At 39.7% G+C, this 18612-nt stretch carries 21 protein-coding genes; 16 read left to right on the top strand and 5 right to left on the bottom strand.

The features are described 5' to 3' along the window. Positions 1-11 precede the first annotated feature (11 nt). The 5 genes from HWQ36_RS31120 to HWQ36_RS31100 all read right to left on the bottom strand — a co-directional run bounded on the left by HWQ36_RS31120 (position 12) and on the right by HWQ36_RS31100 (position 3369). Positions 12-257 carry a hypothetical protein gene (locus HWQ36_RS31120; protein ID WP_292710014.1) on the bottom strand — a complete coding sequence of 82 codons (246 nt, stop codon included), beginning with the start codon at positions 255-257 and terminating at the stop codon, positions 12-14. A gap of 35 nt (positions 258-292) precedes the next feature. Next, positions 293-538 (bottom strand): HNH endonuclease, encoded by a 246-nt coding sequence (locus tag HWQ36_RS31115; protein WP_292710012.1) that lies wholly within the window; start codon positions 536-538, stop codon positions 293-295. 7 nt (positions 539-545) lie between these two features. After that, a complete protein-coding gene (locus tag HWQ36_RS31110) occupies positions 546-1643 on the bottom strand; it encodes a Gfo/Idh/MocA family oxidoreductase (RefSeq protein WP_292710162.1) in 1098 nt (365 codons plus the stop codon). A 145-nt stretch (positions 1644-1788) separates the two neighbouring features. Next, positions 1789-2685: a beta-1,6-N-acetylglucosaminyltransferase gene (locus HWQ36_RS31105; protein ID WP_292710010.1), complete on the bottom strand. Its 897-nt coding sequence runs from the start codon at positions 2683-2685 to the stop codon at positions 1789-1791. Between the two features lie 216 nt (positions 2686-2901). Continuing rightward, the gene (locus HWQ36_RS31100) at positions 2902-3369 is read right to left on the bottom strand and encodes a DUF4870 domain-containing protein (protein WP_292710008.1); all 468 of its coding nucleotides are present in this window, start codon (positions 3367-3369) and stop codon (positions 2902-2904) included. A 523-nt stretch (positions 3370-3892) separates the two neighbouring features. On the opposite strand from HWQ36_RS31100, the gene HWQ36_RS31095 reads away from it, so the two are divergent. The 16 genes from HWQ36_RS31095 (at position 3893) to HWQ36_RS31020 (ending at position 18496) form a co-directional block, all read left to right on the top strand. Beyond that, positions 3893-5383: a BamA/TamA family outer membrane protein gene (locus tag HWQ36_RS31095; RefSeq protein WP_292710006.1), complete on the top strand. Its 1491-nt coding sequence runs from the start codon at positions 3893-3895 to the stop codon at positions 5381-5383. A gap of 121 nt (positions 5384-5504) precedes the next feature. Then, positions 5505-6557, top strand: coding sequence for a 2-oxoglutarate and iron-dependent oxygenase domain-containing protein (locus tag HWQ36_RS31090; RefSeq protein ID WP_292710004.1), 1053 nt, complete (start codon positions 5505-5507; stop codon positions 6555-6557). A gap of 227 nt (positions 6558-6784) precedes the next feature. Continuing rightward, complete coding sequence (locus tag HWQ36_RS31085) at positions 6785-6985, top strand: hypothetical protein (RefSeq protein ID WP_292710002.1); 201 nt, start codon at positions 6785-6787, stop codon at positions 6983-6985. Between the two features lie 276 nt (positions 6986-7261). Beyond that, on the top strand, positions 7262-7900 hold the full coding sequence (locus tag HWQ36_RS31080; RefSeq protein ID WP_292710000.1) for a nuclear transport factor 2 family protein: 639 nt from the start codon (positions 7262-7264) through the stop codon (positions 7898-7900). A gap of 8 nt (positions 7901-7908) precedes the next feature. After that, positions 7909-9189, top strand: coding sequence for a glycosyltransferase family 2 protein (locus HWQ36_RS31075; protein ID WP_292709998.1), 1281 nt, complete (start codon positions 7909-7911; stop codon positions 9187-9189). A gap of 88 nt (positions 9190-9277) precedes the next feature. Further along, on the top strand, positions 9278-10570 hold the full coding sequence (locus HWQ36_RS31070) for an AAA family ATPase (protein WP_292709996.1): 1293 nt from the start codon (positions 9278-9280) through the stop codon (positions 10568-10570). Continuing rightward, positions 10533-11168 carry a hypothetical protein gene (locus HWQ36_RS31065; protein WP_292710174.1) on the top strand — a complete coding sequence of 212 codons (636 nt, stop codon included), beginning with the start codon at positions 10533-10535 and terminating at the stop codon, positions 11166-11168. Before HWQ36_RS31070 ends, HWQ36_RS31065 begins: the two co-directional genes overlap by 38 nt. A gap of 86 nt (positions 11169-11254) precedes the next feature. Then, a complete protein-coding gene (locus HWQ36_RS31060; protein ID WP_292709994.1) occupies positions 11255-12961 on the top strand; it encodes a D-aminoacylase in 1707 nt (568 codons plus the stop codon). Between the two features lie 86 nt (positions 12962-13047). After that, positions 13048-13998: a DUF4365 domain-containing protein gene (locus HWQ36_RS31055; RefSeq protein ID WP_292709992.1), complete on the top strand. Its 951-nt coding sequence runs from the start codon at positions 13048-13050 to the stop codon at positions 13996-13998. Between the two features lie 138 nt (positions 13999-14136). After that, on the top strand, positions 14137-14382 hold the full coding sequence (locus HWQ36_RS31050; RefSeq protein WP_094352872.1) for a type II toxin-antitoxin system HicB family antitoxin: 246 nt from the start codon (positions 14137-14139) through the stop codon (positions 14380-14382). After that, complete coding sequence (locus HWQ36_RS31045) at positions 14379-14591, top strand: type II toxin-antitoxin system HicA family toxin (RefSeq protein WP_292709988.1); 213 nt, start codon at positions 14379-14381, stop codon at positions 14589-14591. Before HWQ36_RS31050 ends, HWQ36_RS31045 begins: the two co-directional genes overlap by 4 nt. A 97-nt stretch (positions 14592-14688) precedes the next feature. Beyond that, positions 14689-14835, top strand: a complete 147-nt coding sequence (locus tag HWQ36_RS31040) for a hypothetical protein (RefSeq protein ID WP_292709986.1) — start codon at positions 14689-14691, stop codon at positions 14833-14835. An 86-nt stretch (positions 14836-14921) separates the two neighbouring features. Further along, positions 14922-15335 carry an Mpo1-like protein gene (locus HWQ36_RS31035; RefSeq protein WP_292709984.1) on the top strand — a complete coding sequence of 138 codons (414 nt, stop codon included), beginning with the start codon at positions 14922-14924 and terminating at the stop codon, positions 15333-15335. Continuing rightward, positions 15319-16323 (top strand): aromatic ring-hydroxylating dioxygenase subunit alpha, encoded by a 1005-nt coding sequence (locus HWQ36_RS31030; RefSeq protein ID WP_292709982.1) that lies wholly within the window; start codon positions 15319-15321, stop codon positions 16321-16323. Before HWQ36_RS31035 ends, HWQ36_RS31030 begins: the two co-directional genes overlap by 17 nt. 374 nt (positions 16324-16697) lie before the next feature. Further along, the gene (locus HWQ36_RS31025; RefSeq protein ID WP_292709980.1) at positions 16698-17438 is read left to right on the top strand and encodes a hypothetical protein; all 741 of its coding nucleotides are present in this window, start codon (positions 16698-16700) and stop codon (positions 17436-17438) included. 5 nt (positions 17439-17443) lie between these two features. After that, complete coding sequence (locus tag HWQ36_RS31020; RefSeq protein WP_292709978.1) at positions 17444-18496, top strand: aromatic ring-hydroxylating dioxygenase subunit alpha; 1053 nt, start codon at positions 17444-17446, stop codon at positions 18494-18496. Positions 18497-18612 lie beyond the last annotated feature (116 nt).

Raw genomic sequence — 18612 nt, 5'->3', positions numbered from 1 at the left:
CCTAATTTCCTTTACTTAACGTGGGAGCGATCGCAATGGTAGGGATAAAGCCACTCACACCGGAAGAGTCCGAAGGTGTGTTTCTCAAAAAAGGTTCCTGCGTGGCGGCTACGTGATATATCGATCCCAGCTTTAGTTTTAACCTCATATAGCCAGGGAAAGGCTATTACTAAAACAGTCATGAAGGTGAAGAGGTAAAGAATTGTAATTTTAATATTGGGGAATCTTCGGGAATTGCTATTGTGATTTTGAGGCATAGAAATTAGAAACGAATAGCCCACACTATTATAACCTAAAGCTGAAAATATCGCCGAAAGCGAGGATCAATATTGTCTGTTTTCTGCTGATTGCAGGTAAGACAGAGAGTTTGTAAATTGCTGATATCATTTTGACCGCCACGGGCGAGGGGAATGATATGGTCAATGCTGAGGTGAGTTTCTGTAGTAGTTTTACCACAGCTTTGGCATTGATATTTGTCACGTTCAAAAACGTATTTTTTTACTTCAGGTGGGATACGAATCCGGGGAGTTTTGCTCATTTTCTTTCTAGTTGTTAACAAATCCTTCCAAGCCAGGTATATCTACCCAACTTGCTTTTTGATGCGATTCATGGGATAAATCCATCAACAACTGAGAATAAATTCCTTCTCGTAGCGATGGTGTAATTTCCTGATTGCGTTCAATTCCCTGCACCCATTGATTTACTACGCGGATAAATGCCGAAATCCGCCCATCAGCATAATTTTTGGGAAAAATTAACCGATTTGGTATTTCTATTTCTGTCAAAGGTTTACCTAGCTGGGAACCCCAAACACGAAAGCCGTGTATATAATCTTTTTGATTTTCACTGCCTACAATTAATGTACCGCGATCGCCATATACTTCTACCCAATGAGTTCTTGCTGCATGAACAACCGCGCTGATAGAAAGTTGGCAAGGTGTACCATTTGCTAATTCCAGCGTTAATATACAGTTGTCATCTGTATTCACTAGCTTAGATTCCCCACTAACAGGGTCAACTCGTGTAGGAATCGCAGTACTCAAATGGGCGTTTAATCTGCTGACTGGCCCGAATAACCAGTGAATGTAATCGAAGGCGTGGGAACCTAAAGATCCTAATGCACCGCCTCCTTTTTCTTTGTCAGAATACCAATTCCAAGGGCGGGAAGTATCAGCACGAGAAGAACCTAACCAATCAATTTTGATTAAGCGCAATTCACCCACATAATTTTCTGATAATAATTCAGCAAATAACTGCCATGCTGGTACAAAACGAAATTCAAAATCTACAGTCGCAATTACACCTTTTGCTTTCGCTAACCGATAAAGTTCTTTGGTTTCGACTGCATTTAAGGTTGTCGGTTTTTCTAGTAATAAATGTTTTCCAGCTTGCAGTACAGTTTTTGCCATTTCATAGTGCAAAAATGGCGGCGTAGAGATACTGACTGCTTGCACTTCTGGTAATGCCACAATATCAGCCAGAGAATCAGAGGCGTGAGGAATATTATGGGATTCTGCTATGGCTTTGGCTTTATTTATATCTCGATGATAGACAGCAACTACCTCAGTTTGAGGATGTGCTTGGAATCCAGGGATGTGGACTTTTTGACCAAATCCAGTGCCTGCGATCGCAATTCCAATCATATCATCATTTACTCCCATACTTATACAAGTTACTCTTCACTTAATAATATAGCAATCCTATTTAAGTTATGAAAACTATCGAACCGCCAAGCCGCCAAGAGCGCCAAGAAAAGAAACAGATAATTTCATAAATCATTTAAGACTACTATATCATTTTATCTATCATATCTAATATCTCCGAGTCTTTATTTGTATCAAACTTTCTAGCGAATAATTTCTTTGATTGCCTAATTTTTCCAAAATCATTTTCCTCTAAAATTCTTGGATGATAGGCATTAATGTCACCCCAATCTATATATCTCAGATGATCGTTGACTATTTTATCTTTAAAAGGTGAATTTAAAATAAGTGTCTGAAAAAATATCTCATCTGTACAAAAAGTGTAATTAAAACGCTTAACAAACTTGGGGTTTTGCTTTAAAAAAATATTTATCCATTTGACACATTCTCCTGTTAAACACCAAAATTGAGAACCTCCATAAATAGCAAATCCTTCAGGAGGTTGGCGTTTTTTAGGTAAAAACAAAATAAAAAATGAATATAATAAAGATGCAATAGGAGATTTAAATTCCTGTTTTTCGGGAATACAAAAATATTTATCATTCCAACGGATGTGCCAATACTCTATTCTTCTTAAGCCGCCGCCTCTCCATTTTCTGCAAGGTAGTGGGAAATGCTCTATAAATTCCTTCCCTTGATTGTTTTGTAGAAACATCTTGATATATGCATTTGATTTGATCGAATAATCTTGTCCTGATAAATTTATAACATAATCAAAGTCAAGACCTGTTTCTACTATTGAATTTATCCCTTCTAAAGTAGCTCTTACAATATCAAAACCTCCCCATCCTGAATTATATCTCTTAAGGAAAAATACATTCGGTAACTCCTGAAGTTGAGTAAGTATCTGATGATATATTTTAATATCTGCTTTTTTATCTATATGGATAAAAAATGAAACATCATCTGTATTCAATTTAGAAATAAGACGAAATAATTGTTCAGGATAATTATGTGCCAAAATTATGTATGCTATTCTCATAAAAATCAGCTTGATATTTAAATTAAAAATTCAGTATTTAGAATCAATTTATTTGGAAATTCATACCTGAAAACCTAAAAAAAATTAGATGTAAAGGCAACCTTTGAGATTGGATAATGCTAATAAATATTTTATCTCATCAGGTGGAGAATACAGGTATAAGCTTTTAATTTTTCTTGAAATTGCAAGTCTTAACTAAGAAAGACCTAATCTTTTTTATCGCAAAACTCTAATTGTAAAAGGGTAACGATAATACTCACCTTTGTAAGCTTTCACCGATGCAAAAGTCACTACAAAAAATTGTAGTATAAGTTTGAATGAAATTAGTGATGCTAGTGCAATTAATAAACCGTCTAAAGTCTTTTTTATTTCATTGGCGGAACCATTGTTAGTCATAACTAAACCAAAGCTAGTTAACAAGAAAATTAAGGATATTGCTATGACAATCAAGGTATATAATGTTAAAGAGAATTGAAAATTTAAAGATTCCTTCCCTTGGAAATCAATCCAAGGATATTGTGATTTTTTAAAGCGCCAAATTATCAGGGGAGCTAAAAGATTTAAAGGTAAATATAAAGGAATGCCAATAAATACTAAAAAAAACAATAATATCCATCCTAACAAAGCCGACAAATGACACAACATCGCCCATATACGCATTTGTTGTTTAGGTTTTTGTCTCATGGCTTTTTATATGTAGGTGGATTTAAGTAAGTTGGCGTGAAATCCAAGTATATTACGAAACGTAAAGAGGCTTAAAACCCTTACTAATGACCAATACTTCGGCTTACCTCGGCTTCGCCCTTCGGCTACGCTCAGGACAGGCTCAGTACAAGTCGCTCAGTACAAGTGACAAATGACAGCCTTTGCCAGTTACCTTTAATTGCGCCGACCTACTTACCAGATAATTACCCACTTTAATTATCTACAAAAAAGCCAAACACGAGTTTAAAACCTGAGTATTTCTCTGTCATAGTTTTCAGAAAGAGGTTTTATTTCCCAGACTATAGGCTCTTGTGGCATTGAGCGATAGCGTAACCGCCCGCCGGAGGCGATCGCAATTTGAAAACAGTCTGACAGTTTATACTGAGTACTGGGGAAACAAGCAACCGGATTTTGGGATACTCAATAGCAAGGTTAATATAGAACTTACGCACAAAAGATCCGCTCCATGCCGTAAACTTAACAACACTAACTGATTTTCAATATGCGAGTTCAAATAACAGTAGTTGCGATCGCAGTAATGTTAGTGGGTGGTAAAAATCCAGAGGCTCTTGCAGACTCGCCACCATCTACTCAAAATGGGGCTAATGGGATTGTGACACCAGAAGCTAAGATCCATATAGAGGGAGATTATGCCAAATATGGTGATTATATAGGAATCACTTTAGGAGATAGTCAGACCCTGGAAATTTCCCAAAAAATTGTCAAAGATATCCAGATTCGTTTTATTAACGACAAAGGTCTGCCAATCAAAGGGCGAACTCAGAAAGATTTTATCATTGGTTTGCTGAGACTCAAACCAGGTCAGGTATTCCGTGAAGATTTACTTCAAGCAGACTTACAACGATTGAGGAGATTAGAGTCATTTAATCAAGTCAATGTTTACCCTAAAGAAGATGCTTCCAGTGTTAATATCATTTATGCAATCAAAGAGCGTGGCTTCCCTGCTCTCATTTTAGGAGGCGGTAATAACGATGACGTTGGGTTATATGGTCGGGTAGGTTATAAAGACGAAAATGTTAGCGGTCTGAACGATAAACTAGATACAGTTCTGCAGTTCAGTACTAAAGATGTCCAATTTGATGGTCAATTTATTAGTCGTTATCGTTCTGAAGAACCAAACCGTTTAGGTTATAGCATTAGAGGTTTTCGGAGTCGAAATACATCGGGAACCTTCAACGAAGATATCAGATTGGCTAACGGCAGCAAAGTGCGAGAAGGAAGATTTGGTGGTTCTGTGGCACTTTTACGAGCTTTTGATGAATGGGAGACATCTCTAGCACTCAACTATACCAGAATTAGCCTGCGCGATGGAGAATATAACGTTGTCCAGGTCGATAGATTAGGGAGTCCCCTATCTGTAAGTGGGACTGGAATTGATGACCTATTTACAGTATCATTTGCTGTATCCAGAGATCAACGCGATCGCCGAGACAATCCGACTCAAGGCTCAATCCTCACCCTCAGCACAGAGCAAGCGATTCCCATTGGACTAGGCAATATTTCCAGCAACCGCCTACGGGGAGACTATATTCAGTATTTTCCAGTTAGTTGGATAGGTAATGGTAGACCAACCGACAATCCAGAAATGTTGGCTATTAATTTACAAATTGGTACAACTATTGGAGACTTCCCACCAGCCGATGCTTTTAATATTGGCGGACTAGATTCTGTCAGAGGTTACGGTTATGGTAAAGTTGCCAGTGGTCGGAGTTATGGTTTAGCTTCGGTGGAATATCGTTTCCCAATTTTCCAGTCAATAGGTGGAGTTGTCTTTACTGACTTCGCCTCAGATTTCGGGTCTAGCGAAACCGTGTTAGGAGAACCAGGAGTCTTACGAGACAAACCTGGAAGCGGCTTTGGTTATGGTTTAGGATTGCGCTTGAACTCACCCTTTGGGCTAATTCGAGGCGACTTAGGAATTAGCGACCAAGGAGAAGTTAGATTTGAAGTTACTACAGGTCAGCGATTTTAATCCCAACTGTAATTGATAATTAGTTTTTACTTCGCCTTCCTACTCTGCGGGAAGACCCTCATGTATCCTCAAGGGTGAGGGTTCGGATTAAAAAATTGAATCTACTATTACCAACCTGAGCATGAAAAACTTGCAAGTTGTAGAGAAAGAGTTTTCATCTGTCCCGATTATTGATATTAGCGCCTTAGTTTCTGGAAAAGGAAATCTTTATTCCGTCGCATCTCAGATTAGGCAAGCGTGTCGAGAATCGGGCTTTTTCTATATTATCGGACATGGTATAGACGAAAATTTGCAGCAGCGACTCGAAGAACTCAGCCGCCAGTTTTTTGCCCAGGATTTGGAAACTAAACTTAAAATTCGTATGGCTTTGGCAGGTATTGCATGGCGAGGTTATTTCCCCGTTGGTGGCGAATTGACATCCGGTAAACCCGACTTGAAAGAAGGTATTTACTTTGGCGCTGAACTCCCAGACGAACACCCACAAGTGCAAGCTGGTACTCCTATGCATGGTTCAAACCTCTTCCCCGCCAACATTCCTCAATTTGGCGAAACAGTGCTTGAATATATAGAGGCGATGACAAACTTGGGACACATTCTCATGACTGGTATAGCCTTGAGTTTGGGATTAGAAGAATCCTACTTTGCTGACCGTTATACCTCAGATCCTCTAGTGTTGTTTCGCATCTTTAACTATCCTCCTAATTTATCACCGTCAGATAGCGATCCGATATGGGGCGTTGGCGAACATACTGATTATGGCGTTTTAACCATTCTCAAACAGGACGACTCAGGCGGATTACAGGTTAAATCCAAGTCAGGTTGGGTTGCTGCGCCTCCCGTTCCCGGTTCCTTTGTCTGTAACATCGGCGATATGCTAGACAAAATGACGGGTGGTTTGTATCGTTCTACACCTCATCGGGTGCAAAACCAGTCTCAAAATTATCGGCTTTCGTTTCCCTTCTTTTTCGATCCTAATTTTGATGTACAAGTAAAGCCGATTGAATTAAATAATATAGTAGCGAATGATAATATAGGCGATCGCTGGGATAAAGCTAACATTCATGATTTTCGCGGAACTTACGGTGATTATGTGTTGAATAAGGTGTCTAAGGTTTTTCCAGAATTGCGGCGAACAGTATTCACGTCTATCTTGAAACCTGTAGTTCAACTCTAATGAATAAGGATTTGCCCTCATCCCCCAACCTATCCCCCATATCTGGGATTCGGGGAGCTAGAATTTCAAAGTCCCTCTCCCAGATATGGGAGAGGGATTTAGGGTGAGGGCGAAAACTACGGTTCTCAACTTAAATGAGGTTTATATTCACCCTTTAAGAGTAACTTGTGTGAAGCTGTAATAGAGTGAAGAGTCAAACTCTCTTCTAGTGATCAGTTCTTAATTGTATGATTGCAAATATGCCTTCCATTGCCTACAATCGCACCGACAGCCAGCAGCCGCAAAGCATTACCATTCAAGATTATGTTGTCCGTCCAGGATTACACATTATCAGCTACGAGCAACTCAAATTGCTGCGAGAACAAACACAGCACCATTCTCAGCTTGAATATCTAGTGAGCCAAGGTGTGATTAAGTTGACTGGTTAATCTATCTGATTTTTCACGGTAAGTTCTCAAACAACCAAACAATCTGGCTTTTTCACAGGTAGATTCTGAATAATCTATGATTATTGAAAATACCTAACAGAAAATCAGGGTTGGGGAAAACCCTTGGTTAGTGGGACTCTGACGAGTAATGGTGCTGATTGACTTCATCAGCACCTCTTTTTGTATTTCTTTATGTCCAACAAAAAGAAGTGCGGAATGTGGGTAGTAACATTAAAAAATTCTCGGTAAGTGTTACCCAATCTAGAGGTTTTTTATATGATGAAACAGAGATGGGCAAGCATATACAAATGCACTCAGTTACTTTGCAGTGTTTTGTTAGTGCTGGTAATTTGGAATCAAACCCAATCTGCCAAAGCAGATGTCAATCTACAGGAGATAAATGCAATTATTAGCACACGGGATATTGCCCTACAAGCCCTAAATACTCGTGATTTTGCCAAAATACAACCTTACTTGCACCCAAACTTCACAATTACAACAGTTGATAACCAGATTTTTCACAAAGTTCCTGAGTTTGAAAAGTACTGGAATCAGCAGTTTTCCAGTTCCATCAAAGATATCAAAATGCAACTGAAGGGAGATACTCTGAGAACATTTCTCACTCCAGATATAGATGTTGCCTCTGGAGAAGCGGTCGCATCCTTTTCTTTCAAAGATGGCAAAGCGGCTGATATGGCGTTGCGATGGACCGCAGTGCTGCAAAAACTCCAAGATAAATGGACTATTCAATCGCTGCATTTCTCCTCCAATTTGCTGAATAACCCAGTGCTAAATGCTGCTCAACAATTGGGGCGGATTCTAGCAGTTGCAGCAGGTGTGGGCGGTTTCCTTTTGGGTGCGGTGACGATGCTATTATTACGTCGCAGGACTAAGCCACGAACCGAAAGGATATAGCAAACAAAGTGGGAAGAAGCATTTATCAGCCCAGCAAAAATATTAGCTTTCATCGCCGTCTCAAAGCAACCCTAGTAGTTTTATTAGTTTGGGGTGGCGTGAGTTTGCTGCACTGGCTACCAGAAACACAATGGTTGATGCTGGGATTAACGGCAATCCTGACTGGGCAAACTTTACGGATGCTGTTAGCAAAACCAGTGGTAGCGGTAATGGAGAGTGAGATTTATTTACCGCCAGTCTCGATTTTAGTTCCGGCTAAAAATGAAAGTCCAGTCTTGGCTAATCTAGTTTACAGCTTATGCCAATTGAATTATCCCAGCGATCGCCTAGATATCTGGGTTGTTGATGACGGTAGTACCGATGAAACCCCCCAGATTTTGAGGGAATTACAAACTCAATTTCCAGCTTTACAAGTTCATCGACGGGAATCGAAAGGTGGTAAATCAGGGGCTTTGAATGCGGTGTTTCCCTTTACCCAAGGGGAGATTATTCTAGTTTGTGATGCAGATGCTCAGTTAAGAGCCAATTTTCTCCGGCAAACAGTACCTCTATTTCAGAAGCAAGCGATCGGTGCAGTGCAAGTGCGAAAAGCGATTTCTAATGCTAATACTAATTTCTTAACCCGTTGCCAGCAGATGGAAATGTGCTGTGATAGCTTTTTGCAAACCCATCGCATTGCTATTGGTGGCATGTCTGAACTGCGCGGTAATGGGATGTTAGTTCGTCGAGAATTATTAGAAAAGTGCCAAGGTTGGAATGAGAACACTGTCACTGATGATTTGGATCTTTGCTTTAAACTCTATTTAGCAGGTGCGGAAATTGAGTTTATTACAGTTCCATCAATTCAGGAAGAAGGTGTAACTACTTGGGAAAAACTTTGGTATCAACGCTGTCGTTGGGCGGAAGGTGGCTATCAGCGTTACCTAGATTATTTTCCGCAAATTCTGACTTTAGGTTGGGCGAAAGAAATTGATTTACTATTGTTTTTTCTCTTGCAATTTATTCTGCCAATTGGATTAATCCCTGACTTACTTTGGACAATATTTTATAGCCATCATCCCGTTCTATTTCCACTGCAAACACTACTCAGTATGATTCTGACAATTGCTTTTATGGCTGGACTTTACCAATTTCAAAATTTACGAGGATGGTCTTTGCTTTGGGCAACAATTCAAGGGTCATTATACATGGTGCATTGGATTCCTGTGATGATTGTGACCACTTTCAAAATGTGTGTGCAGGAGCGATCGCGCTGGGTGAAAACTGACCATCGTGGTGGAACGGCATAAAGAAAATGAAATATAGTGTTAAATTTATCGAATTGTCAGATAATTGGAGCAACTTGTAGGATTATTTTAGTTGAGCAGAGGGGCTTAAATGTCTAAAGTAGAAGGCTTTAGGGTAAGAAATTATAGAGTTCTTCGCGATATCACTTTGGGAAAGCTGTGGAACACACAGAATGCCAAGCCATTAACTTCAATGACTGCGGTTATCGGTAAAAATGGTGTGGGAAAAAGCACCATTTTCGACACTTTTGGCTTTCTTGCAGACTGCTTGAAAAATGGAGTAGAGGAAGCGTGCGATTCTCGTGGACGTGGGGGCTTTGAGAGAATTCGTTCCCAAGGACAAGAGGGAAGTATTGAGTTTGATATTTATTATAAAGAGGATCGTAATGCCCGGCCAATTACCTATGAGTTGGCAATAGATATTGACTCCTCTGGAAGACCTTATGTAAAGAGGGAAAGACTCAGACAACGAAGAAAAGGACAAAGCAAGGGACAACCTTTTTCTTTTCTAATACTCAATGAAGGTAGAGGAATTGCGTGGAAAGGTGAACAAGAAGGCAAACAAGTTGAGGAAGAAAAAGGTGATTTTGATTTGTCAAAATTAATAGAAAAAATACAGAGAGGTGAAGGGGAAGAGGAAAGTAAGGAAACTGAGGTAGTTGAACTTGACGATAAGCGAAAACTGGGAATTGCAACTTTGGGTTCACTCAAACAACACCCAAGAATTTCTGTATTTCGTAGATTTATTGAAGGATGGTATTTAAGCTATTTTACTCCAGATGCTGCACGAAGTCTGCCTCTGGCTGGCCCACAAAAGCATTTGAATATTCATGGCGATAATCTGGGTAATGTAGTTCAGTTTATGGAGAGAGAACATCCTAAAAAGTTTCAATCCATACTTGAAAAAATATCTAGCAAAATTCCAGGCATCAACAAAATTAGCACCGAAAGAAGTCCAGATGGAAGACTCCTACTGCGTTTCAACGACAAGGGTTTTCAAGACCCATTTTATGCTCAACAAATGTCAGACGGAACACTTAAGGTATTTGCCTATCTTCTCCTGTTGGAAGAACCCTCACCACCACCATTTTTGTGCATAGAAGAACCAGAAAATGGACTTTACCATAAACTTTTAGAAACCCTAGCGCGAGAATTTCGAGAACACGCTACAGGTCAGAAAGGTGGATCGCAAATATTTGTGACAACACATCAACCATATTTTGTAGATGCCCTTGAACCTGACGAGGTTTGGGTCTTGGAAAAGGGCGAGGATGGATTTGCTAAAATTAAGCGAGCTAGTGAAGATCCTCTGATCAATAACCTTGTTTCTGAAGGTTTGCCCCTTGGTGGACTTTGGTATAGCGATTACTTGGATGCAAGGTGAGTATATGCACTTTGAGATACTCGTTGAGGATATTTCTGGCAAAACTGCTCTTGACATTCTTGTCCCAAAAATTATTAACACCGAACAACATACATTTAATATCCATGCTTACAAAGGAATAGGGCATATTCCTCAAGGTTTAAAATCTACTTCTGATGCCAACAAACGAATTTTGCTCGATCAACTGCCGCGACTTATTCAAGGCTATGGTAAAACATTTGCTAGTTATCCTCCTGATTATCACGCTGTCCTCATTATCATTTGCGATCTTGATGACCGATGTTTGAGTGCTTTTCGCAAAGAACTACTTGAACTCGTAAATTCTTGTAATCCTAAGCCAAAGACACAATTTGGCATCGCTATTGAGGAAGGAGAAGCATGGTACTTAGGTGATTTAGCAGCAGTGAAGGCAGCTTATCCGAGTGCAAAACAAGCAGTTCTAAATTCATACACCAACGATGAGATTTGTGGCACATGGGAGAAGTTAGCTGACGCAGTATATTCTGGTGGTCGCCAAAAGTTGTCTAAACTTGCTTATCAGCCAATTGTAAACAGAAAGCAACTTGGGCTGAAAAGATATCTCCCTTATGGACATTGACAATAATCAATCACCAAGCTTCTGCTATTTTCGAGATCAGCTTCGACGTTTAAGTGGACAGTAGCAAACAAGAGCAAAAAAGAATCATGTTGGATTTGCTGATTCAAAACGGGTTAATTTTCGATGGTTTAGGCTCTCCACCTGTTCGCGGAGATATTGGCATTCAAAACGGACAGATTGTCACCCTTGCGCCCTCCTTAACTACTCCAGCACGTGAAGTGGTTGATGCTTCTGGGTTATGGGTGACACCTGGATTTATAGATATTCATACTCATTACGATTTAGAGTTAGAAATTGCACCAGGATTAAGTGAATCAGTTCGTCATGGTGTTACCAGCGTAGTTATTGGTAACTGTAGCTTGTCTGTTGCGATCGCAGAACCACAAATCCTGGCTGATATTTTTCAGAGGGTAGAAACACTTTCCCATCGGCTAATTGCAAAATGGCTACAACAATCGGTTTCCTGGCAGACACCAGCAGAATATTTACAGCATTTGCAACAGTTACCCCTTGGCCCCAATGTTGCCCCAATGTTTGGACACAGTGCCTTACGCGCTCATGTGATGGGATTAGAACGAAGCTTAACCGTTCAGCCGACAAAATTTGAACTAAATCTTATGCAGCGCATAGCCAGAGATGCTTTAGACGCTGGCTTTATTGGCATTTCTATTGATATGTTTCCTTGGCATCGGATGAGTGGAAAATGGCAAGGCTGGACAATTCCCTCTCAACACGCCAAATTTAAAGAATATGCGATGTTAGCAGATTTATGCCGGCGGTGCGATCGCGTTTTTCAAGTCACACCCAATTTACAACGACTCGCTTCCTTTGTGGATATTCTGCGTATGGGTTCAGGGATTGGACAAAAACCACTGCGGCTAACTGTCCTCTCAGCTTTAGATGCCGTACACGATCGCAACCTATGGCGAATATTTTCCCCCCTACTTTTTATTTGGAATCGGCTTCTAAATGGTAATGTGCGCTTTCAAACCCTAACTGAACCTTTCACCATTTACTCTGATGGATCTGTGACTCCCTTATTTGAAGAATTTTCCACAGGCGCACAACTCAATGGCTGCCAGTCACGAGAAGAAAGGCAACAACTATGGGCATCAGAAATTTTTCGTCGTCAGTTTCGCCAAGAATGGCTCAGTAAACGGCGTAAATCATTCCATCGTCAGTTAGATTTGATGGAAGTTATTCACTGTCCCGAAGCTAGTTGGCAAGGGTTAAGTTTTGCCCAAATTGCTCGTCAAAAGCAACAAGAACCAGTGGATTTATTTATCCACGCATTACAAAAATACGATACAGATTTACGCTGGGTGGCTACAGGAGCGAACGATCGCCTAAAACCCCGTTTAGCGATGATGCGGCATCCTCATATTTTGCCTGGTTTTACCGATGCTGGCGCTCACGTCCGTAACCTGGGCTACTATGATGGGGCATTATCTTTGCTCAAACAAGCAGTTGCAACGAAATTCCTTTCACCGGAAGCTGCGATTTGTCGCGTTACGGGAGAACCTGCTGGTTGGTTTCGTCTGGATACGGGAGTTCTCAAAGTTGGTGCGAAAGCAGATATAGTTTTACTCGATCCCAATGCTTTAAATCAGCCAATTAGCCCGCAGGTGCAGATATCAGATCCAGTTTTAGATGGTGAACCTCGGATGGTTAAGCGTGGTTCGGATGAGATTGTCCAAGGGGTTTATATTAATGGGATTCAGGTTGTTTGTAGGGGTAAGATTAGCGATCGCTTGGGGCGGGAAAAGTTAGGAACTGTTTTGTTTCCTTATTAGTTCTACTTCAGGTATTGCTACTCCTACCTATTTATCATCCTAGATAGCAGTTGAGTTAACATTATGAGAAAATTTATAACACTGTGATGACCAAGTTACCAAAACGTACAAAGTCTCAGAGAATCGGCCAAAGTGCGGCGGACTTCCTCAAATCAATTTTTACTAAATTTTGCATTGTTATTCCTGTTCCTCAAGAACTGGATCTTGGCATTGATTTTATCTGTGAAATTATGCAGGGAGAGTACCCAACTGGAAAGTTATTTAACATTCAATGTAAAGGGACAGAAGAAGCTGAAGTAAAAGGCACTTCGATTACAGTTCCTATTGCAGTAACGACTCTTAATTATTGGTTACTTCAGAAAAATCCCACATTCTTAATTATTGTTGACTGCCAAAATTACATTTTTTATTGGTCTTTTCCAAAAGATTTTCTTAGTTCACTTGAGAAAAACTGGCAAAAACAAAAAAAGGTATCGCTTCCAGTTTCTATTCAAAACCGTTTTGAGCAAGATATAAACTCTTTACCAGCTCAATTAGTTTCAATAGTTAATTCACAGGCTTCTGTTACTCCTCAGCATGGCAATTATCTTGGAACGTTGACTCTCGCAGATGCTATAGAGAGAGCTATTAATTCTGGATTAGATATAGTGATTGCACCCTTCCATCGTCCTTTCCAGTATATTGGAATGTCTATCACAGAAGCCGCAAAAGCGGTTGGAGGGAAGCCTAATGAAGTGGGTAACATTATCATTGACTCTGAGCAATCGCACATGGTACTAGAGGCAGAAGGAAACTTTATCAGCTATGTGGATGTTGAAATCAAAAAGACTGCGCCCTGGAGTCAAAGCCGCCCGTTCGATTCTGAGCAAATCTTGGGTGTACTTAGTATTAATCCATCCGAGTTAGAACTAGTCCGCAAACAGACACACTTTCACACCTATTATGACCACAAGAGGAAGTTAAAGGTCAGCATATCCTGCCAGTATGAGGGCGCACCTCTGTCAGTAGGATTCAGTAGTAAGTATTATGGAATGTAAGGTGTGGAATATGGTAAAGTGCGATCGCTGAGTTTCAAACAGGGCATGGCCGCAAAATCTGATGCATTAAGCAATCCGACGATTTTAGCAATGCTATGATGCTGTTAACCTGAAGTCAGTAAATAAACAAATCTAGTTATGCTCTACAAAATTCCACTACTACTTACACCTCAGCCAGAGGGTGGGTTTACGGTAACTTCTCCACTCTTACCAGAACTGATAACCGAGGGGAACTCTGTAGATGAAGTTTTAGTGAATGCTAGAGATGCATTTGAAGCGGTTCTTGAAGTGTATGAAGATTTAGGTAAAGAGCTTCCTCACAACCTACAATCTGTAGACCAAAACTCACCAGCCTTGATAGAAACAATTATCTCTACCAAATGAACTATAGAGAAGTTGCTAAGAAATTATCTAAGCTTGGATGTGAAGAAATCCCCAGACGTGGTGGAGGCTCACACAGGAAGTGGTTTAATCCAATTACGCAGAAAGCAACTATACTTCCTGACTGGAGTGGCCGCGATCTAAAACTAGGAACATTACGAGCAGCCATAAAACAACTAGGAATTGAGTGGTCTGACTTTGAAGAGACATAACACAAATTATTGTACCTGCTGTGAACTGGGGATTGTATAATTGTCCTCATTACAAAAAATCGGTAGCATGAGGGTATAACTCAAGTTATACCAAACTATGAAAACAGCGATTTCAATTCCTGATCCTCTCTTTGAGACTGCTGAGGAATTTGCAAAACTTATGGGGTTATCCCGTAGTCAGCTTTATGCTGTGGCACTTCAAGAATACTTGCAATCACATAAACAGGAGCAAATTACTAAATAGTTAGATGTTGTATATGCCGATGAAGACAGCAGTCTTGATCTATTGTTTTTAAGGCTACAAGCCCATACGATATCTAAGGCTTTGACATGAATTATAATCCTCAACAAAATTATAGAAATCGGATTAATAATCAAATTCTGGCTCATCCTTTTACAGACTATTGGGATATTTTTATTCTTAAACATCAGCACCCAATTAATATTACTCTACACATTTTGGGAATATTCTTTTTTTACGGTTTACTCTTTTATACTTGGAAATTGCAAAACTTTTGGTTACTCTTGGGCTTACCATTAACTCAATTGTTCGGATTAACCGGACATTTTTTATTTGAGCGTAGCCATATTGATTTACAAGATGCTGTTTTTTCTTGGCGAGCTTCTTATTGTTTGGGTAAAATGTTATTTAGGATTTTGATGGGTAAATATCAAGATGATATTCGCCAACGACAAGAAATATTAAATAATTATCTATCAAACAGCTATGCAAATATTCAATAACTGGAATGTAATTGCTAAGGGTTGGTATATTGCCTGTCCCAGTCATGAAATACCTAAAAAAACAGCAAAATCTGTAGAAGTGTGCGGTCAAAAAATTGCCATTTTTCGAGGTGAAGATGGGCAAGTACGGGCTTTGGATGCTTACTGCCCTCATTTGGGGACAGATTTAGGAATTGGGAAAGTTGATGGTAATTGGATTCGTTGTGCATTTCATCATTGGGCATTTGATGAAACAGGAATTTGTCAAAATATTCCCTGTCAATCAAAAATTCCTACCCAAGCTAAATTACAAGCTTATGCAACAGAAGAAAAATATGGATTTATCTGGATTTATCCAGATGCTAAAGCACCAGAGGGAGTGGCTGATTTTGATGAATTGAAGGGTAAAGAAATTGTTACACAAGCTGATATTGTATTTGAAAGAAGTTGCCATCACCATATCTGTATGATGAACGGGATTGATGCTCAACATTTAAAAACAATTCATCATTTAGACATCAAAATGGATCTGTCGCTACATCGCAGCGAATTAGGCACGCAAATTGACTTTACAATGCGGGGACAATTCCCCAAAACTACCTTTAGAGAACAGTTAGGTAAAAGATTTCTTGGTTCTACATATCAGTATTCAATGCGTTATGCTCATGGGTGCATTGGTTTGTTAACAATAATGAAAGATGTCCGGCTTTTTCCGCCACTGTATATGATATATGCTTATACTCCAATTGCCCCTGGAAGAACGAGAATTCAACCGATTTATGTAACTGAAAAACGTCAAGGTATTGTAGGATATTTGCTGAGTCAGTTTTTGCTCTTCTGTACTCGCTTGGCTTACTATATGCTCAGAGATGAAGATGGCAAAATTTACGACAATATTCGTTTTAATCCGAAGTTGCTCCTTAGTATTGATCGGCCATTAGCTGAATATATGGAGTATGTAAACCAGCTAGAACCGTCTCAATGGTCAAAAAATAGGGGTGTAGAATAGTAGATTGGGTTAGCGCCAGCGTAACCCAACAAAAGGTTTGGTAATGTTGCGCTTTGTTTCTCAATATAACTCAATACAGTTCAGATAAGTCCAAAACCCTCATGTAGAAACGCGATTTATCGCGTCTTGAAAGACCAATTATCTACACCAATAACCCTTAACTAAACCGTATTGCAATATAACTACATTTTAATTATTTTGTAAAACGGGCGATTTCCGTCAACCCTTATTGAAAAGGCGCAAGATGTGAATACAGAATTGTAGCATAGATAACCATTCTGGAATCTGTCACATTAAACCGTAAATTTACCCTAATGGTCGATAAAGTTTTAATTAAAACATCATACAAATCGAGTCTAGGTAATTTACGAATAATGAAGAGTTTGCTGATTCCTGTTGAAAAGTTGCAACCAAGCGATCGCACTGCCATGTATGCGCTGCTGCAAAATCACTTTCAAGGTATAACCTGGGATAGTTTTCAAATTGATCTAGAGCGCAAAAACTGGGTTTTGTTGTTGAGAGATGAGACATCCAACGCACTCAAAGGATTTTCAACTCTGATGTTATCCCAAACGACTTTTTTGGGAGAGCAAATTAGTGTGGTGTATTCCGGCGACACTATTGTTGATCCTAGTGCTTGGTCGAGTACAACACTACCACGTAGTTGGATTGCCGCTATCAATTTTCTGCGTCAACACTATGCAGAAAATAAACTTTACTGGCTGCTAATTTGCTCTGGTTTTCGCACTTATCGTTTTCTCCCTACTTTTTGGCAAGATTTCTATCCGCGTTATGATGTTACAACACCTGCTGATGTTAAGAATCTAATGGTGAATTTAGCACACGAATACTATGGTAGTTTATACCAAGAAGCAACTGGTATCGTCCATTTCCAACATCCCCAAATTCTCCGTGAGGGGTTGATTGAAATCCCCACAGGAAGACAGACTAACCCCCATATCCAGTTTTTTGAAGAAAAAAACCCCGGCTATCGATTAGGGGATGAATTGGTTTGTTTAACTGAAATTAACTACGACAATCTCACTCGTGCTGGACAACGGATGTGGGAGTCAGAATCATCGTTAAATTTTGTGCAAGATTGTGTCCTCATTTAACTTTTATGGTCTCTAAAAACCCACAATCAAACTTTAACAATCCGACACAATTTCTAGAGGGATGGTACTGGATATTACCATCCAAAAAATTAAAAATTGGCAAGATAAAAGCTATAACGTTGCTGGGTAGAAATATGGCAATTTATCGGGGAGTCAGTGGGGAAGTAGTAGCTATAGATGCTTATTGTCCACACATGGGCGCTCATTTAGCAGAAGGTAAGGTAGAAGGTGATGGAATTCGCTGCTTTTTTCATAATTGGAAGTATGATAATCGCGGAATTTGTGTAGATGTTCCTTCTGTCGGAAAACCGCTACCTGTGTGTATTAAAACTTGGCATACGGCAGAAAAATACGGGATGATTTGGGTTTGGGTGGGAGAAGAAAAGCCAGGTTTGTCGCCCTTTGTACCAGAATTAGAACAAGCAGATTGTGATTATGTGTTAGGGACTTGCTTTGTCAAAAACTGCCATCCCAATGTCTTACTAATTAATGCGATTGATGCTCACCACTTCAATACAGTACACAATCTGCCCTTAGAGATTGTATTTGATTCTCAAAACCTCAATCCCAACGCTATTACCTTCAGCAACACTACACGGGGAGGGGATGATTCTTGGTTAATTCGCCTGATTCGTCCTCTATACCGCAACGAAGTTACTTATAGTATGTGTTACTGGTATGGCAGCACTGGCACTGTGACGCTAGGGCCAGATTTCCTGCATTTCTACATTATATTTACATTGCGAATGATCGAAGGTGGTAAAACTGAAGGGCAAACAATTCTTGTCACTCCCAAGCGTCCGGGATTTTGGGGATGGGTTTTAAATCGTGGTTTGTTATGGTTAACCCAGCAGGTTGGTAATTACTTTGCAAAAGGGGATACACAGGTATTTCAAACAATTCAGTTTGATTTAAAGACTCCCACTAAAGCAGATCAATCTATTCTGGAATTTATTCAGCACGTTAATCACCAGAAAGCTTTAACTTGGGGAACTTGGGAGACTGTTAATTATCCAAATATTCAAACTTTATCAACACCTAATAGTAATTCGCTATGAAGATGCAGTTAATTATTAAACGAACCGCCAAGTACGCCAAGTACGCCAAGAGAGACAAGGAGTAATTATTAAGTGTAAACTTACGGAGAATTAGTATAATCCTGAATTCACTTTAA

This window comes from Nostoc sp. NMS2 (assembly GCF_017115105.1).
Lineage (GTDB): Bacteria > Cyanobacteriota > Cyanobacteriia > Cyanobacteriales > Nostocaceae > Nostoc.
This window is presented reverse-complemented; position numbering and strand designations above follow the sequence as displayed.

Excerpts from the sequence above, each read along its gene's own strand:
- HWQ36_RS31120 (WP_292710014.1), bottom strand. The coding sequence starts at position 257 with ATGCCTCAAAATCACAATAGCAATTCCCGAAGATTCCCCAATATTAAA.
- HWQ36_RS31115 (WP_292710012.1), bottom strand. The coding sequence starts at position 538 with ATGAGCAAAACTCCCCGGATTCGTATCCCACCTGAAGTAAAAAAATAC.
- HWQ36_RS31110 (WP_292710162.1), bottom strand. The coding sequence starts at position 1,643 with ATGATTGGAATTGCGATCGCAGGCACTGGATTTGGTCAAAAAGTCCAC.
- HWQ36_RS31105 (WP_292710010.1), bottom strand. The coding sequence starts at position 2,685 with ATGAGAATAGCATACATAATTTTGGCACATAATTATCCTGAACAATTA.
- HWQ36_RS31100 (WP_292710008.1), bottom strand. The coding sequence starts at position 3,369 with ATGAGACAAAAACCTAAACAACAAATGCGTATATGGGCGATGTTGTGT.
- HWQ36_RS31095 (WP_292710006.1), top strand. The coding sequence starts at position 3,893 with ATGCGAGTTCAAATAACAGTAGTTGCGATCGCAGTAATGTTAGTGGGT.
- HWQ36_RS31090 (WP_292710004.1), top strand. The coding sequence starts at position 5,505 with ATGAAAAACTTGCAAGTTGTAGAGAAAGAGTTTTCATCTGTCCCGATT.
- HWQ36_RS31085 (WP_292710002.1), top strand. The coding sequence starts at position 6,785 with ATGATTGCAAATATGCCTTCCATTGCCTACAATCGCACCGACAGCCAG.
- HWQ36_RS31080 (WP_292710000.1), top strand. The coding sequence starts at position 7,262 with ATGATGAAACAGAGATGGGCAAGCATATACAAATGCACTCAGTTACTT.
- HWQ36_RS31070 (WP_292709996.1), top strand. The coding sequence starts at position 9,278 with ATGTCTAAAGTAGAAGGCTTTAGGGTAAGAAATTATAGAGTTCTTCGC.
- HWQ36_RS31060 (WP_292709994.1), top strand. The coding sequence starts at position 11,255 with ATGTTGGATTTGCTGATTCAAAACGGGTTAATTTTCGATGGTTTAGGC.
- HWQ36_RS31055 (WP_292709992.1), top strand. The coding sequence starts at position 13,048 with ATGACCAAGTTACCAAAACGTACAAAGTCTCAGAGAATCGGCCAAAGT.
- HWQ36_RS31050 (WP_094352872.1), top strand. The coding sequence starts at position 14,137 with ATGCTCTACAAAATTCCACTACTACTTACACCTCAGCCAGAGGGTGGG.
- HWQ36_RS31045 (WP_292709988.1), top strand. The coding sequence starts at position 14,379 with ATGAACTATAGAGAAGTTGCTAAGAAATTATCTAAGCTTGGATGTGAA.
- HWQ36_RS31040 (WP_292709986.1), top strand. The coding sequence starts at position 14,689 with ATGAAAACAGCGATTTCAATTCCTGATCCTCTCTTTGAGACTGCTGAG.
- HWQ36_RS31035 (WP_292709984.1), top strand. The coding sequence starts at position 14,922 with ATGAATTATAATCCTCAACAAAATTATAGAAATCGGATTAATAATCAA.
- HWQ36_RS31030 (WP_292709982.1), top strand. The coding sequence starts at position 15,319 with ATGCAAATATTCAATAACTGGAATGTAATTGCTAAGGGTTGGTATATT.
- HWQ36_RS31025 (WP_292709980.1), top strand. The coding sequence starts at position 16,698 with ATGAAGAGTTTGCTGATTCCTGTTGAAAAGTTGCAACCAAGCGATCGC.
- HWQ36_RS31020 (WP_292709978.1), top strand. The coding sequence starts at position 17,444 with ATGGTCTCTAAAAACCCACAATCAAACTTTAACAATCCGACACAATTT.